The sequence below is a fragment of the Hymenobacter sp. B81 genome, assembly GCF_044628455.1.
GTDB lineage: Bacteria > Bacteroidota > Bacteroidia > Cytophagales > Hymenobacteraceae > Solirubrum.
This window is the reverse complement of record NZ_JBIYZW010000001.1, coordinates 314,028-329,321: the sequence shown is the minus strand read 5'-3', so window position 1 is coordinate 329,321 and position 15,294 is coordinate 314,028. Positions and strand designations below refer to the sequence as shown.

The 15,294-nt window shown below is 65.3% G+C and carries 11 protein-coding genes and 1 pseudogene; 7 read left to right on the top strand and 5 right to left on the bottom strand.

Annotation, left to right across the window (positions count from 1 at the left end):
* Position 1: 1 nt before the first annotated feature.
* The 4 genes from ACE191_RS01410 to ACE191_RS01395 all read right to left on the bottom strand — a co-directional run bounded on the left by ACE191_RS01410 (position 2) and on the right by ACE191_RS01395 (position 4,682).
* A complete protein-coding gene (locus ACE191_RS01410) occupies positions 2 to 1,090 on the bottom strand; it encodes an efflux RND transporter periplasmic adaptor subunit (protein WP_400190388.1) in 1,089 nt (362 codons plus the stop codon).
* Between the two features lie 65 nt (positions 1,091 to 1,155).
* Complete coding sequence (locus ACE191_RS01405) at positions 1,156 to 2,424, bottom strand: TolC family protein (RefSeq protein WP_400190387.1); 1,269 nt, start codon at positions 2,422 to 2,424, stop codon at positions 1,156 to 1,158.
* Between the two features lie 101 nt (positions 2,425 to 2,525).
* Positions 2,526 to 3,893, bottom strand: coding sequence for a sensor histidine kinase (locus ACE191_RS01400; RefSeq protein WP_400190386.1), 1,368 nt, complete (start codon positions 3,891 to 3,893; stop codon positions 2,526 to 2,528).
* Between the two features lie 111 nt (positions 3,894 to 4,004).
* Entirely contained in the window at positions 4,005 to 4,682 is a 678-nt protein-coding gene (locus tag ACE191_RS01395) for a winged helix-turn-helix domain-containing protein (protein ID WP_400190385.1), read from the bottom strand.
* Between the two features lie 375 nt (positions 4,683 to 5,057).
* On the opposite strand from ACE191_RS01395, the gene ACE191_RS01390 reads away from it, so the two are divergent.
* On the top strand, positions 5,058 to 5,972 hold the full coding sequence (locus tag ACE191_RS01390; protein WP_400190384.1) for an SDR family oxidoreductase: 915 nt from the start codon (positions 5,058 to 5,060) through the stop codon (positions 5,970 to 5,972).
* Positions 5,973 to 5,974: 2 nt separating this feature from the next.
* Here ACE191_RS01390 and ACE191_RS01385 read toward each other — a convergent pair whose 3' ends face one another.
* A complete protein-coding gene (locus ACE191_RS01385) occupies positions 5,975 to 6,979 on the bottom strand; it encodes a helix-turn-helix transcriptional regulator (RefSeq protein ID WP_400190383.1) in 1,005 nt (334 codons plus the stop codon).
* Positions 6,980 to 7,275: 296 nt separating this feature from the next.
* Between ACE191_RS01385 and ACE191_RS01380 the strand changes: the two are divergent.
* From ACE191_RS01380 to ACE191_RS01355, 6 genes and pseudogenes are all read left to right on the top strand, one after another.
* Positions 7,276 to 7,449 (top strand): annotated as a pseudogene (locus ACE191_RS01380) (T9SS type A sorting domain-containing protein); the annotation flags it as partial.
* A 462-nt stretch (positions 7,450 to 7,911) separates the two neighbouring features.
* Positions 7,912 to 10,215, top strand: coding sequence for a PAS domain-containing protein (locus ACE191_RS01375; RefSeq protein WP_400190382.1), 2,304 nt, complete (start codon positions 7,912 to 7,914; stop codon positions 10,213 to 10,215).
* Between the two features lie 323 nt (positions 10,216 to 10,538).
* Positions 10,539 to 11,585, top strand: a complete 1,047-nt coding sequence (locus ACE191_RS01370) for a sensor histidine kinase (protein ID WP_400190381.1) — start codon at positions 10,539 to 10,541, stop codon at positions 11,583 to 11,585.
* Positions 11,585 to 12,313, top strand: coding sequence for a LytR/AlgR family response regulator transcription factor (locus ACE191_RS01365; RefSeq protein WP_400190380.1), 729 nt, complete (start codon positions 11,585 to 11,587; stop codon positions 12,311 to 12,313). The genes ACE191_RS01370 and ACE191_RS01365 overlap by 1 nt, the downstream gene beginning before the upstream one ends.
* A 175-nt stretch (positions 12,314 to 12,488) precedes the next feature.
* Positions 12,489 to 14,933 (top strand): FG-GAP-like repeat-containing protein, encoded by a 2,445-nt coding sequence (locus tag ACE191_RS01360; protein ID WP_400190379.1) that lies wholly within the window; start codon positions 12,489 to 12,491, stop codon positions 14,931 to 14,933.
* A 133-nt stretch (positions 14,934 to 15,066) separates the two neighbouring features.
* Positions 15,067 to 15,243, top strand: a complete 177-nt coding sequence (locus ACE191_RS01355) for a hypothetical protein (RefSeq protein WP_400190378.1) — start codon at positions 15,067 to 15,069, stop codon at positions 15,241 to 15,243.
* Positions 15,244 to 15,294: the final 51 nt, after the last annotated feature.

Genomic DNA, 15,294 nt, shown 5'->3' with positions numbered 1-15,294 from the left:
ATCAATTATTTAGCTGATTGTAAATCAGCAGGTGGTTGGTGGCGATGATGACCTCACCCGCCTGCACGCCGGTGGCCAGGAAGCTTTGCTCGCCCACGGTCTGGGCCACCTGCACCTGGCGCGTTTCCACCTGGGTGGGGCCCTTGTACACCATCACGTAGCTGCGGTCCTTGTCGAAGATGACGGCCTGCGCGGGCACAGCCGGCAGGGCGTGGCTCCCGACGGCCCGCACCTTGATTTGGGCGTGCATCTGGGGCTTGAGGCGGTAGCCGGGGTTGGGCAGGCGGATGCGCACTTTCAGCACCCGGCTTTCGGGGTCGAGCACGTTGAAGACCTTGTCGATTTTGCCGGTGAAGTGCTCATTGGGGTACGAGAGCGTGGTCACGTCGGCTGCGTAGCCCTCCTTCACCCGGGCAATGTCCGACTCGAATACGTTGGCCATAATCCACACGTCGTCCAGGTCGGCGATGGTAAAGAAGTGGGCCACGTTGGAGTCGTTGTACTGCATGTTCTCGGTCACGTTCTTTTCCGTGATAAAGCCCGAAACGGGCGCCCGCAGGGCGTATTTGCCATCGGCCGTGACGCCGTACACGCCCAGCTGCTGGCGGCTTTTGCCGGCGTTGCTCACCGCTTTTTCCAGCTCTTTGCGGGCCAGCACCAAGTCGCGCTCCGAGGCCAGGCCCGCGGTAAACTGGTCTTCGAGCACCTGCAGGTTTTTGCGGGCAATGGCCAGGTCGGTGTCGGCGGTGGCGTGCTCGTTTTGCAGGCTGGCTATTTCGCCGCTGCGAATCACGGCCAGCACCTGCCCCTTGGTGACCCGGTCGCCGAGCTCCACGCGCAGGTCCTCCACCAAGCCGCCCACCAGCGGAAACACCCGGGCCGTGCGGTCGTTGTTTGAGGTTACCAGCCCCGACAGGGTTAGTTCGCTGCGCACCGGCACGCTGCGCACGGTATCCAACCGCAGCTGGCGCAACATGGCCGCGGAAAGGCGGAAGGTCTGGGGCGCAGGCGCGTCCTCGGCTTGGTCGCGGGAACAGCCGCCAAGCAGCAGTGCCAGCGGAAGCAGCCAGCGAAGGGAAATCAGGTTCATAAAGCGAAGGGAAAGGCTGCAGGCAGCCGTCAGAAAATGCATCGAAAAGCCCGGTACAGGACGACTTATTCGGCCTGGAACAAGGGCTGCCCTACGGCCAGGTTGAGTTGCTCAAACGCCCGCACGCGGGTGGCCCGCAGCTGGTTGAGCTGCACCACGTTGTTCTTGTAGCTCTCGTAGAAATCCAGGAACTCCACCACCGTGAGGTTGCGCCGGGCGAAGCTCTGCTCGATGCCGGCCCGCAGGCGCTCCAGGGCTTCCGTGTCGCGGTCGGTGCGCTGGTAGAGGCGGTCGGCCTGGGAGGCCACTTCGTAGGCCTGGGCTACCTCGCTGCGCACCAGCAGCCGCTGCTGCTCGAACTGGGCCTGGCTGCCCTGGGCCTGGGCGCGGGCCGTGCGAATGTTGCCCTGGTTGCGGTTGAACAGCGGCAGGGCCACGCCCAGCGTAACGGCGTTGTAATTCTGGATGTAGTTGCCGGCGCGGTCGAACGAATAGCCCAGGGCCAGGTCGGGGGTGGCCAAGGCGCGCTGCAGCCGGATGTTCTGGGCCTGCTGCTCTACCTGCGCCTGCTGCGCCTTCAGATCGGCGCGCCGCACCACGGCCGAGTCGGCGAGCTGCGCGGCGGTATAGGAGCCTAGCGAAAGGGTGCGCAGGGCGGCCTCGCTCACCTCGGGCTGGTACACCGGGGCCGCCTCGTCGCCCAGCAGCACCCGCAAATCGGCCTGCGCGGCCGCCAGCTCCGCCCGCAGGCCCTGGCGCTCATTCTCGAGCTGAAACAGAAAGGCGTTCAGGCGAATCACCTCTTTCAGCGCCAGGTTGCCCTTGGCGTGCTGCTGCTGAAACTGCTCCACGGTGCGCTGCAACGACCCGATTTCCTCGTCGTAGAGCTGCAGGGTGCGCTGCTGGTAGTAGAGGCCGTAGAAGGTGGCGCGCAACTGGTAGCGCAGCGTGCGCAGCAGGTCTTCGAAGGTAAACTGCTCCACCAGCGTCTGTTGCCGGGCCACATCAGCCGCCGCCCGGCGACGCCCGGCCAGGGCAAACAGCTGCTGCACCTGCACGATGGAGTTGCCCGAGGCCGTCACGTCGAGCACCCGGCCGGTGTGCGGGTTGTAGGCGTTCTGCTCGAGAAACACCGTGGGATTGTCCCACAGCCGGGCCTGCAGGATCTGGGCCTCGGCGGCCGATACCTGGTAGCGCTGGGCCAGCAGGCTCAGGTTGCGCTCCAGGAAGCGTTGCTCGGCCTCCGGCAGGCGCAGGCGCAGCGTGTCGGCCGCCGCGCGGGCCAGCCCGCTTTGAAGAACGAGTAAGAAACCAAGCCAAAAAATCCGTCTCATGTTGGGGTAGTAGCGAAATCAGACGCAAGACTACCCGCCGGGCATTAGAACCAGATTAGAAACGCATGAGAGCGGGATTAGAAGGCCAAATGCTGCCTGCTTTAGGCCGTAGGCAACACTACTACGGCCTCGGTGCCGCGGCCCAGCGCCGAGGCCAGGTGCAGCTCGCCGCCGTGCTGCTCGATGATCTTGCGGGCCAGCGGCAGGCCCACCCCGTGTCCGGTTACGCCCCGGGCGTTGTCGGCGCGGTAGAAGGGCTGAAACACGCGCGCCAGCTCTTCTTCGGGAATGCCCGTTCCCTGGTCGCAGATGCGGATGCGGACCTGCCCGGGCTCGTAGGCCAGGTCGACCGCCACGGGATGCGGGGCCGAATACTTCAGGGCGTTTTCGAGCAGGTTGCCCAGGGCCCGCCGCAACAGGGCCCGGTTGCCGCTCAGCTCCAGCTGCTCCGGCTCGTGGGGCAGCGGCCCCGTCTGCAGCTTCAGGCGCGCCTGTAATTCCGGCGGCACGCCCGCGCACGCCTCGCTCAGCAGCTCGTCTACCCGCAGGCCCTCCTCCTGCTCGGGCAGGCGCACTTCCGCCTGGGCCAGCTCCAGCAGGTGGGTAATCAGGGTGCTGAACTGGCTGAGGTCGGCCAGCAACTCGCGGAACGCCGCCCGGTAGGCCGCCGGCTCCCGCTCGCGGGCCAGGGCCAGCTGCACTTCCCCGATGCAGGCGGCCAGGGGCGTCCGCAGCTCATGCGAGGCGTTGCTCACGAACGCCCGCTGCGCGGCGAAGCTGCTTTCCAAGCGGTCGAGCAGGCGGTTGAAGGTGCGGGCCAGGCGCGCAATTTCGTCCTGCTGGCTGCCCGACAGGCCGGGGTCTACCCGGCGGTGCAGGTCGTTGGCGCTGATGCGCTCCATCTCGTCGCTGAGGGCGGCAATGGGGGCCAGAGCGCGACCCGCGAACAGGCGCCCCACCCCGTAAATCACCAGCAGGCTCCCGACAAACAACGCGGTCAGAATCGTGGCCAAGTACCGTACCCGCGCCTGGCCCGATACGTTTTCGGCGCCGGCCACTACCACAAACGTGCCCTGGTTGTCGCGGTTAAGTATGCCCACGGCCAGGCGCAGGCCGTCTTCAAAGTACACTTCCTCGCCCTTGAGGATGCGAACCAGTACCCCGGGGGGAACCTCCAGGCGCCGGTCTTTGCGCAGAAAGCGGGGCCGTCCCTGGGAATCATAAATCTGGATGATTTCCTCCGTCAAGGTCCGTTGATACCGCTTCTGAAACTCGCGGAAGGTGTCGGTGCGCAGTTCGTCCCTCTCCAGAAAGATAAAGCCGGCTACCTCGGCCCGGTCGCGCAGGCGCTGGCGAAATTCGCGCTGGCCGTAGCGATACTGCAACAGAAAGGAAGTGCTCAGCACCGTGAGCAGAATAAGGGCCACCACGCCCACGAAAAGCCAGGTTAGGCGGTTGCGAATGGTCATGGGCAGGAACTACGGAAGCCGATTCGGGACAAAAAGCGCGGGCGGGGTGGGCAGCTTGAAAACCCCAGACGACAGGGTGGGCAACCGGGTACTAGGGCTCCAAGCTGCTTGCTATTGCTGCTCCCGCAGCACGTAGCCCGCCCCTACCACGGTATGAATCAACTTGGTGGGAAAGTCTTTGTCGATCTTTTTGCGCAGGTAATTCACGTAGACGTCGATGACGTTGGAGCCGGCCTCAAATGCCTCCTCCCAGGCACGTTCGGCAATTTCGCTGCGGGTAAGCACGCGACCGGGATGCCGCAGCAGCATTTCCAGCAAAGCAAACTCGCGGGTGGTCAGGCGTATGGGCCGGCCGGCGCGTGTTACCTCGCGCGCCTCCACGTCCAGCGTCAGGTCGGCGAAGCTCAGCCGGGTGCCTTTGGCCTGGGCGCTGCCCCTGCGGGTGAGGGCGCGCACCCGCGCCACGAGCTCGGCAAAGTCGAAGGGCTTCACCAAGTAGTCGTCGGCGCCGCCCCCGAAGCCCAGCAGCTTGTCGGTGGTGGTGCCCAGGGCCGTGAGCAGCAGCACTGGCACCTGCGCATCCTGCGCCCGAATGGCCGCCAGCACTTCCAGCCCGCTGCGGTACGGCAGGATCACGTCCAGAATAATCAGGTCGTAGGCCTCCGCCAGGGCCAGTTGCTGCCCGAAGCGCCCGTCGTAAGCGACGGTCACCGTCATCTGCTCTTCTTCCAGCCCCCTGCGGATGAGGGCTGAGAGCCGGGGGTCGTCTTCGACCAGTAAAATATTCATAGCCAACAGAAAAGAAGCACGGGCCTGCTACCGTGGGTGGGGTATGCGGACGGCGGCTGCGGGGCCGCCCCTCACGCGAGCCGCCGCGGCCGCGCCTGCAAGAAACGATACGCAGCTTGCTTACGGGCCATTGGGGCCGCCCGGCCGTGGCCGGGCTGGCCGGCCTTCAGGCGGGTGCCCTTTTCCCTCACTTATGTTACCACCTGCTTCGCGGGCTGGCCTGGGGTGTCGTTGCTTGGGCGTATTGCCGCGCCGAAAAGGACCAGGGGCTAACTTTTTTTGGCAGGGCGCCGAGTTCTTGCCATAGGGCTGTCGCAGGACGACGCTAGGTTTGGCCGTTCACCAATCCATTCACCCTGCTTCTGCTCAAAATCCATGACCCACCCCCTGCAAAACAAAGTAGCCTTGGTAGCCGGCGCCACGCGCGGCGCCGGCCGCGGCATTGCCCTCGAACTAGCCGCCGCCGGCGCCACGGTGTACGTGACCGGGCGCAGCACCCAAGGCCGCCGTTCGGAGTACAACCGCCCCGAAACCATTGAGGAAACCGCCGCGCTGATAGAATCGGCGGGGGGCCGGGCTGTGCCCGTAGTCGTCGACCATCTGGAGGCGGAACAGGTGCGGGCCCTGGTCGGGCGCATTGAGCGCGAAGCCGGCCGGCTCGATGTGCTGGTCAACGACATCTGGGGCGGCGAGCACCTGACCGAATGGAACAAGCCCATCTGGGAGCATTCCCTGGAGAAAGGGCTGCGGTTGCTGCGCCTGGCCCTCGACACGCACCTCATTACCAGCCACTACGCCCTGCCGCTGCTCATCCGCCAACCCGGCGGACTGCTGGTGGAAATGACCGACGGCACTGCCGAATACAACGCCACGCACTACCGCCTGTCAGCCTTCTACGACCTGGCCAAAAATGCCGTAACCCGCCTGGCTTGGGCCCAATCGCAGGAGCTGCACCCCCACCGCGCCACAGCCGTGGCTATGACGCCGGGCTGGCTGCGTTCGGAAATGATGCTGGACTTGTTTGGGGTGCAGGAGGCCAATTGGCGCGACGCCACCGCCCGGGAGCCGCACTTCGTTATATCGGAAACGCCACGCTTCGTAGGCCGGGCCGTGGCTGCGCTAGCGGCCGACCCCGATCGGGCCCGCTGGAACGGTCAGTCCTTGTCGAGCGTGCAATTAGCCCAGTTCTATGGATTTACCGACCTCGACGGTTCCTGCCCCGACGCCTGGCGCTACCTGCGCGAGGTAGAAGAGCCTGGCAAGCCCGCCGATGCAACTGGCTACCGATAGGTTCAAGCGACGTGCGCGGCCGGGTTTGGATCAGTTCCCGACCCGGTTGCCGTCGGCCCGGCATGGTGGCGCCAGGCGGTGGCAGCCATGTCGCACACCAATTCCCGCAGTTCGGCTGGCTCAACAACGCTCACCTGCGCCCCGAAGTACAGCAGCCAGTGGGCCAGCGGGCGGAGTGCGGGCAACAACAGCGTCATTTCTACTCCTTCGGGTCGGGCCTGCTCTTCCACCCAGCCAAAGTAGTACTTGTCGTCGCGCACCAGCGGCCAGCCCGCGGCGCTGAAGCGCAGGACCACCCGGTGCCGGAACTGTTGCTGCTGCTCCCAGTAGCTCTGCAGGGTTTCGGGGCGGGGGGCAAACGTCTCCGAAAGCAAACGAGCGTCGGCAATGCGGTCGAGGCGGAAGTTGCGCAGGGCCCGACGCAGGCGGCAGTAAGCCACCACGTGCCAGTGCAAGTCGAAGTACAGACCGATGGGCTCTATCACGCGTTGGCTGGGGGTTGCTCCGAAGCCGGCCCGGTAGTCGAGGGCCACAGCCTGCTGACTGGATACGCCGCCGAGCAGCACTTGCCGCACATCCGCTTCCGAACCTACCCCAACGCCGGGCGCTACTTCGAGGCCGCGGTGGCGCACGGCAATGTGGGGGCTCAGATCCTGCGCGTAGTCGCGGTCGGCATGGCGCAGCACGGCGCGCACCTTGTCCATGGCTGCGCGCATGCGCTGGGCGGTAGGCACGTCGGTGAACTGTTCGGCAAGCTTTTCCGCCGTAATCAGCGCCGTGACTTCCTCCCGGCTAAACATCACCGGCGGGAGTCGGTAGCCCTCGGCCAGCGAAAATCCCACTCCTGGGGTGCCCAGCAAAGGCACCCCCGCTTCCTCCAGGGTGCGCAGGTCGCGGTAGATGGTGCGGGCGCTGACCTCGTAGCGTTTGGCCAGGTCTCCTGCTCGCACCGAGCGGCGCGTCTGCAGCTGCAGGAGAAGAGCGGTGAGGCGGTCGAGGCGGTTCATGGTAACAGCGGCTTTGCGACAACAAATATGGCCCTACTGCCCGGCCCACAAGACTCCGGGATTGAAAGTGTTTCTGACGACAGCTAAGTGGGCAATGCCTGCCTCAAGCCGACCGCGGACCAGTTCGAGGTAGAGCGGCTCGATGCCGTCTTAATCAAGCTCATTACCGGGTATGCGTACACGACCAACTGCCAGGCGCCCAGCGTCCGCACTGCATTCGGCCACCGTCCCGGATACGGTGCCGGCCAATCCCCCGGCCCGAAAAAGGGAAGGCGTGAAAGTGCTACCCCAATCCGACCTTCGATGTCCTGCACGTGGAACTGAAAAGCAGAATTAGGGAGCTGTTTATCACCGATGTGACCGGCAAACTCGTGCTTCGGTCCACGCCCGCACACCGTAAGGTTACTCTCCAGTTGGGGCACATTCCCACGGGTATCTACTTTCTGACCTTCTATACCGGGCAAAAATGAGAGAAAGCCCGGTTCCTCATCAGCAGGTAGCCGCCTGGGGTGGAAACGCAGAATGCGGGGTATTTACCGGGTAAACGGCCGGCACCAGCTGGCAGCCCCAGGCGTCGTGGGAAACCTGGAATCGATCCGCCGCTCAACGGCGGGGAATGTTCCGCACACTCGCCGCTGCTGGAGCAGCAAAGGGTTGTACCTTTGAGGCTTTGCATTACAAACCAAGGAATAACTGCACTACCCCTGTAAGCCAGGTTTATAACGACAGGGCGCCTGCTGTTTTTGGACCTGGTTTTCAGCCTCGGTTCTCTGGCAATAACAGAGGCCGCCTTCCAGCAGATGGGCTCCGAATCTCATCATGTTCTGTTGGCTACGTTAGGCCGGGTAGGCCGTTCAGGGGCGCACTCGGACGACCAAACGGCAGTTGTGCGCCGTACCTTGTCTGCCCACGCCGCTTACTCACCTGCCCGCTTGAACATTCCGCCTTCCTCCGCCCACGATCCGTGTGCCCGCATGCCGGAGCCGGAAATGCTCCATCAGGTGTTCGAGCAAACGCCCGCGGCCATTTGCCTGCTGCACGGGCCGGAGCACCGCTTGGTCTACTACAACCAGGCCTATCAAGCCCTGTTTGCAGGGCGCGACATGCTCGGACGCCCGCTTGCCGAGGTGCAGCCGGAGGCGGCAGACCAAGGCTTTGTCGCGCTGCTTGACCACGTGTTCCGCACCGGAGAAACCCACGTTGGAGAGCAAATGCGCCTGGTTATTGATGCGCGGGAAGGCCAGGTGCCCCAGGAGAAATTCTTCGATTTTACGTACCAGGCCTACCGCGAACACGGTCGCATTACCGGCGTTTCCGTCTTTGCGTACGACGTGACCGAGCAGGTAAACAGCCGGCAAGAAGCCGAGCACCAGGGCCAGTTGTTGCAGCAGCTCTACCAGGAAGTGCCGGCCGCCATCTGCATCGTCGGAGGGCCGGATCACGTGTACGAGCTCGTCAATCCCAGCTACCAGCAGATGTTTCCCGGCCGCGCTCTGCTGGGCAAGCCCTTGCGCGAAGCACTGCCGGAACTGATGCACCTGGACGCTTACCACACCTTGCGCCGGGTGTACGAAACAGGGCGGGCGCACCGCGAGCTGGGCATGCGCATTCCGCTGCCCCGCACTGTGGGCGGGGCCGTGGAAGACCGGTACTTCGACTACGTGCAGCACCCGCGCCGCGACGCCCGCGGCCAAGTCGACGGCGTGCTGGTGTTCTGCTTCGACGTCACGGAGCAGGTGCGCGCCCGGCAGCAAGCGGAGCAAAGCGAGGCGCGCTTCCGTCGCCTGGCAGAGGCCACTCCCCTGGTCGTGTGGGAAGCCGACGCGCAGGGCAACACAACCTACCTGAGTCCGCACTGGGCGCAGTTTGATTCTGGCGGGGTTGGCCTAGGGGCGAGTTGGCTGCAGGCCGTGCACCCCGACGACCAGCAGCCGACCCTGCAGGCCTGGCGGGCGGCCGTGCAGAGCGGGGAGCCGTTCCAGGTCGAGCTGCGCCTGCGCGTGGCGGCCACCAGCGCGTACCGCTGGCACCAGGGCCGGGCCGTAGCCATGCGCGACGCGGCCGGGCAGGTGCAGTGGGTGGGCGCCGCCAGCGACATCCACGAACTCAAGCGCCTGCAGCACAGCTTGCTTGAAAGCGAGCAGTACTTCCGTAGCATGGCCGACCACGTGCCGGCCATCCTATGGGTCACCAATCCGGCCGGCGACTGCACCTACCTGAACCGGCCCTGGTACGACTACACCGGCCAAACCGAAGCCGACGCCCTGGGCTTTGGCTGGCTGGACGCGGTGCACCCGGACGAAGCGCCCGCCGCCGGAGCTGCCTTCCGCAATGCCAACGCCCGACAGGGGCCGTTCCGGGTCGTATACCGGCTGCGGCGCGCCGACGGGCAGTACCGCTGGGCCATCGACGCAGCCACGCCGCGCTTCGACGCCGCGGGCAGCTACGCCGGCTTGGTAGGCGTGGTACTCGACGTGCACGAGCAGCAGGTAGCCGAGCAGGCTTTGCAGCAGCTCACCTCGCAGCTGCAGGCCACCAACCAACAGCTCGTGCGCACCAACCTGGACCTGGACAATTTCGTATACGCCGCCTCGCACGACTTGAAGCAGCCCGTGCAGAACTTGGGCGGGCTGCTCGACGAGCTGTTGCGCAGCGTTCCTGGGGTTGACTCCGGGGAGGAGCAGGTGTTGTTGCCCCACATTCGGCACGCGCTGCAGCAGCTCAACGGCACCATCGACGACCTGGCGGCCCTGGGCCACGCCCAGCAAGCCGGCTCCGCGCCGGCCGAAACCGTGGCCCTGGCCGAGCTGACGGCCGAGGTGCTCCGCACCTTGGGACCACAGGCGCACGCGACCCGGGCCCGCATCACCACCGATTTCGCCGCCCGGCCCACGTTGTCCTTTCCCCGCGCCAACTTGCGGACCGTGCTGCTGAACCTGGTGAGCAACGCCCTGAAGTACGCCGATCCGAACCGCCCCGCGCGCATCCACCTGGCCGTACACGTGGCCGACGACCAAGTCGTCCTGGCGGTGCAAGACAACGGCTTGGGCTTCGACGCGCAGAAATACGGACAGGAATTGTTTCACCTGTTCCGCCGTCTGCACGGGCACACGCCCGGGTCAGGCGTGGGGCTCTACCTGGTCAACCGCATCGTGCAAGCCAACGGGGGCCGCATTGAGGTGGAAAGTCGGGAAGGCGCAGGGGCGACCTTTCGGGTCTGGCTGGGGCGGGTGTAGAATCGGACCACGGCCTCCCGAGCCAAGCGGGGTAGTGCTGAATAAGCCGACGGTTTAGAGCAGCTATACCGCATAAATTGAAGTGGGCAGCACCGGAAAGGCGTACCCGTGCCCGTAACCGATGCAGCTCTGCCGGTTATGGACTAGACGCTGCGCCGTTTCCTGCAGCGTCATAGGGGCGTCCATCGGTTTTCGGGCGCCGCTGATCGATAAAACGCCGGTTGTGATGGACGGGCACTGGTTCCTGCACAATGGCCCCTTACTATTGTAGCTACATCCACCGCTAACTGGACTCCGTGCAGATGCAGGTTCCCTTTTCTCGTTTGAGGTCCCAAGCGGTGCCGCTGCTGGGCGCGCTGCTGCTGGCCAGTCTGCCGGTGCTGCCGCCCCTGCTCGACGGCCTGGAACCCCTGGCCAACGTGCTCCCGCGCCTGGCAGTCCTGCTGGCGTGCTTGGTAATAGCGTATTACTTCAACACCGGATGGGGCGCACCGCGGCTGCTGTTGCGCGGCCGGCGCCTGGGCTACGGGCTATTTGTGGGGGCCTTGCTGCTCGCCACAACGGGGGCGGCCGCATTGCTGTGCCCGCCGCCCCGGGCCGGTGGGCCAGGTTTCCGCCCGCCGCGGCGCCCCTCCGCAGGGGCAATGTTTCCTCATCCGCCGGGCTTTGCCTTGGTCATCTTCATCTCCGCCGTGCTGGTGGTAGGCATGGGTACCCAACTGACCGTGGCGCGGCACGGACAGCAGCAGCAACTGCGGAGCCAGCGCCTGGAGCAGGAAAAGCAGCAGGTCGAACTCTCGTACCTCCAGCAGCAACTCAGCCCGCACTTCTTCTTCAACACGCTCAACAACATCTACGCCCTGACGGAGGTGGACGTGCCCCAGGCGCAACGGGCGCTCTATCAACTCTCCCGCCTGATGCGCTACGTGCTCTACCAAGCGCAGGCGCCCACCGTGCTACTCAGTCAGGAAGTGACCTTTTTGCAGGATTACGCCAGCCTGATGCAGCTGCGCCTGATGGCCAACATGCGGCTCGACCTGCGCGTACCGGCCAACCTCGACGACCGTACTATGGCGCCGCTGCTCTTGCTGCCTTTCCTGGAAAACGCATTCAAGTACGGGGTGAGCACGGCCGAGCCCGCCACCATCTTTCTGGCCCTGACCCAGGCCGGGTCGGAGCTGACGCTGGAAGTGCGCAACTGCGTGTTTGCCCCCCACCGCACCGTGCTGGCGGAGGGCAGCGGCATCGGGCTGGCCAACACGCGCCGCCGCTTGGCGCTGCTCTACCCCGGCCGGCACACGCTGCACATCACGGAACGCACGCCCGCGGGCGAATTTGCCGTGCACCTGACCCTGCAACTAGCTGCCTGATGGAGTTAACCTGCGTGGCCGTCGACGACGAGCCGCTGGCTTTGAACCGGGTGTGCGCCCACATCGAGCAAACGCCCTTCCTGCGCCTGGTGGGCCGCTACGCCAACGCCCTGGACGCGCTGCGCGCCATCGGGCAGCAGCGCGTGGACCTGCTGTTTCTCGACATTGAAATGCCCGAGCTCAACGGCTTGGAGCTGGCCCGCCTGCTGCACCGCACGGGAGGAGCCGGGCCGCGCGTGGTGTTTACCACGGCCTATACCCAGTTCGCGCTGGAAAGCTACCGGGTCGATGCGCTCGACTACCTGCTTAAGCCGTTTGTCTACGACGACTTCCTGCAGGTCGCCCGCAAGGCCCTGGCGTACTACGAACGCACGCAGGCCCCGCCCGCTCCTCCGGCCGAACCCGAGAGCATGGTCTTCAAGGTGGATTACCAGTACGTCAAGGTGCCGTTGGCCGACATCCTTTACATCGAAGGCCTGAAGGATTACGTGCAGGTGCAGCGGGTGGGGCCGCTGAAGCCCTTGCTGGTGCTCACCAGCCTGCGGGCCCTGGAGGACAAGCTGCCCGCGAGCCAGTTTCTGCGCCTGCACCGCTCCTACATCGTGAACCTGGCGCGCGTCGAGGCCGTCACGCGTACGGCTGTGCAGGTGGGCGGGCTGCAGGTGCCGGTGAGCCCGCAGTACAAGGAGGCCTTTGCTGCTTTTCTGCAACGCTGGCTTGGCTCCTGAACTGGACAACGCCCTGGTCCGGCCGGGGAAGGAAGCAAGCGCCCACGCGAAAAAGAGGCTAGAACGGTCGGTTTTGGGCTGCTTTTCATCGATTCCGAAGCTCAGCAGCTGGCTTGAACTCTATATTGCAGGAGCCATAGTACCAGGTTGATGCTATGGGTTTTCTTTTCTCTGCATGCAACACTTCTCCTGTGCTCTGGCGCGAACGGTCCGGCACGTGGCCTTCCTCGGCCTGCTGCTGACCCAGCCGGCTCTGGCCCAAACGCCCGCCATCACCAGTTTCAGCCCGGCCAGCGGGACGCCGGGCAGCACCGTAGCCGTGACGGGCACGGACCTCACCGGCGTCACCGGCGTGCGCTTCGGCGAGGTGCCCGCGGCTTTCAGCGTCGCCTCGGCCACGCAGTTGAACGTGACCGTACCGCGCGGGGCCAGCACCCACCAGTTGCTGGTGACCACGGGCGGGGGCACGGCCCTGAGCACGGTGGCCTTCGGGGTCGACAGGGCCGATAGCTACATTTTTCCCGAGGTAACGGATTACTTCAACGCCATTGATGTGCACCAAGGATCGGCCCCGGCCTTCACGGACCTGGACGGAGACGGGCTGCTCGATCTGATCATCGGCAATGCCCAAGGCTATCTGCACCACTACGAGCAAACGGTGGCCAACGCCACCGCTTTTGCCCTGGTCACCACCCGTTTCAACGGTATCGACGTCGGGAACTATGCCATGCCGACCTTCACGGATCTGGACGCGGATGGGCTGCTGGATATGATCGTGGGCGAGGGTTCCGGCAACCTGAACCACTACGAGCAGGCAGCGGCTCGCTCAGCTACCTTTGCTATGGTCACCTCCAGCTTTAGTGGCATCAGCGTAGGCTCCGATTCGGCCCCGGCCTTCACGGACCTGGACGGGGACGGGCTGCTCGATCTGGTCGTAGGAATGATCGGCGGTACGCTGCGGCACTACGAACAGGCAGCGCCGAACGCGGCCAGCTTTCCGCTGGTCACCACCAGCTTCAACGGCCTGGACGTGGGCGCTTACGCAACCCCGGCCTTTGTGGACCTGGACGGGGATGGCCTATTGGACCTGCTCGTCGGCGAGCAGGACGGCAACCTGAACCACTACGAGCAGGCGGCAGCCAACGCGGGTACGTTTACCCTGGTCGCCGACCGATTCAACGGCATTTACTTCTTCTACCAATACACCTGCCCCGCTTTCACGGACCTGAACGGGGACGGGCTGCTGGATGCCTTTACGGGCAGGCAGGGCGGCACCTTGAACCATTTCGAGCAGGCGCCGGTGCCCACCCTCGCGGCGCTCGGCTCCGACGCCGAGCTGCCGGGCATGCCGGTCGTGCTTACCGGCGCGGGTTTCACGCATGGCAGCACGGTCACTTTCGGCGGGGTGGGCGCCGACGGCGTGACCTACGCCTCCTCGACCCGATTGACGGCCGTCGTGCCGGTGGGTGCCCCGGCCGGCGCTAGTGTCGTGGCCGTTACGACCCCTGGCGGCACGGCCACCTTATCGTCGAGTGCATTTGAGGTGCTGCAGGTATATCGTGGCACGGCCGCCAGCGGCTGCCTGAGCACGGCCCCTGTGGTTCTGAGCGGTAGTGGCGGGGCCGACAGCTGGCGCTACCTGCGCCTGCCCGCCGCCCAAGGCGGGGCCGTGGTGGCCGCCATCGAAGACACGCGTAACCTGGGGACCGTCACAGCCGGCATCCAAGCCCTGGGCACGGCTACCCGTGCCGCCGTGCGCCGGGACGGCGGCCACTACCTGGACCGCAACTTCTACCTGGATGCAACCAACGCTGCCTTCCCGGGCCAGAGCGTACGGGTGCGCTTCTTTGGCCTGAGCAGCGAACTGACCCGCCTGCAGGCCGTGGACGCCAACGCCACGCTACACGGGTTGAGCGTGTCGCAGTACCAGGGGGCCAACGAGAACTGCGAGCTGAGCGACAACAGCCAAACGGGCGAACGACGTCTATTAGCCGCTCCGGCCGCGGTGCTTCCCGGCGCCGACTGGTTCACAGCCGAATGCACCGTCACCGACCACTTCTCCGAGTTTTACCTGACCGGAACCCGCCAACCGCTGCCGGTGGAGTTGACGCAATTTTCGGCCGTGTCCCAGGGCCCGGCGGCCGTGCGCTTGGACTGGGCCACGGCCAGCGAACGGAACAGCCAGTCCTTCGAAGTCGAACGCAGCCTAGACGGCCGCGCGTTTGCGGCCATCGGCTCGGTGACGGCGGCGGGCAGCAGCACGGCTGTGCGCAGCTATAGCCTGGTGGATACCCGGGTGCCTACTGGCGCCCGCCTGCTGTACTACCGGCTGCGGCAGGGGGACAAAGACGGCACGTTCAGCCACTCGCCCGTGCGGGTGGTGGCGCAGAGCCAAGCGGCCGGGCTGACGCTCGCGCCTAACCCGGCGCGCGCAGCGGCGGTGCTGACAGGTACCGGGCCGGGCGCAACGGTGCAGGTGCACGACACCCAAGGCCGTCTCGTGCTTACAACTATGGCCGACACGGCGGGCACAGCCTGGCTTGCGCTGCCACCCCGCTTGCCCATGGGTATGTACCTAGTCCTAAGCGGAGGGCGCTGGGTGCGCTTGTTGGTGGAGTAGCGGTACATAAGGCCACGCCTACTCGACCGGTTCCTGATTACTCACGCCATCACCACACCCGCACCCTAAGCGCGCTATCCACGCTCGACGATATGCGTCAACTGTACTTCGCACTCTTCTCAGCAGCGGCCCCGTGCTGGCTGCTGCCCAAACGACCGGCTCGGTGGGCATTGGCACCGCCACGCCCAATGACTCGGCTTTGCTGGAGCTAAGCGCTACCAACAAGGGCTTACTGCTGCCCCGCCTTACCAACGCGCAGATGCAGGCCGTTCCCAGTCCGGAGCCTGCTGGTGTGCAACACCACCCATAAGCAGTGTGGGTGTTGCAAAAGGCAACCACTAACGGGTGTTGGGGTTGTTAG

Excerpts from the sequence above, each read along its gene's own strand:
- ACE191_RS01365 (WP_400190380.1), top strand. The coding sequence starts at position 11,585 with ATGGAGTTAACCTGCGTGGCCGTCGACGACGAGCCGCTGGCTTTGAAC.
- ACE191_RS01410 (WP_400190388.1), bottom strand. The coding sequence starts at position 1,090 with ATGAACCTGATTTCCCTTCGCTGGCTGCTTCCGCTGGCACTGCTGCTT.
- ACE191_RS01405 (WP_400190387.1), bottom strand. The coding sequence starts at position 2,424 with ATGAGACGGATTTTTTGGCTTGGTTTCTTACTCGTTCTTCAAAGCGGG.
- ACE191_RS01400 (WP_400190386.1), bottom strand. The coding sequence starts at position 3,893 with ATGACCATTCGCAACCGCCTAACCTGGCTTTTCGTGGGCGTGGTGGCC.
- ACE191_RS01390 (WP_400190384.1), top strand. The coding sequence starts at position 5,058 with ATGACCCACCCCCTGCAAAACAAAGTAGCCTTGGTAGCCGGCGCCACG.
- ACE191_RS01385 (WP_400190383.1), bottom strand. The coding sequence starts at position 6,979 with ATGAACCGCCTCGACCGCCTCACCGCTCTTCTCCTGCAGCTGCAGACG.
- ACE191_RS01360 (WP_400190379.1), top strand. The coding sequence starts at position 12,489 with ATGCAACACTTCTCCTGTGCTCTGGCGCGAACGGTCCGGCACGTGGCC.
- ACE191_RS01395 (WP_400190385.1), bottom strand. The coding sequence starts at position 4,682 with ATGAATATTTTACTGGTCGAAGACGACCCCCGGCTCTCAGCCCTCATC.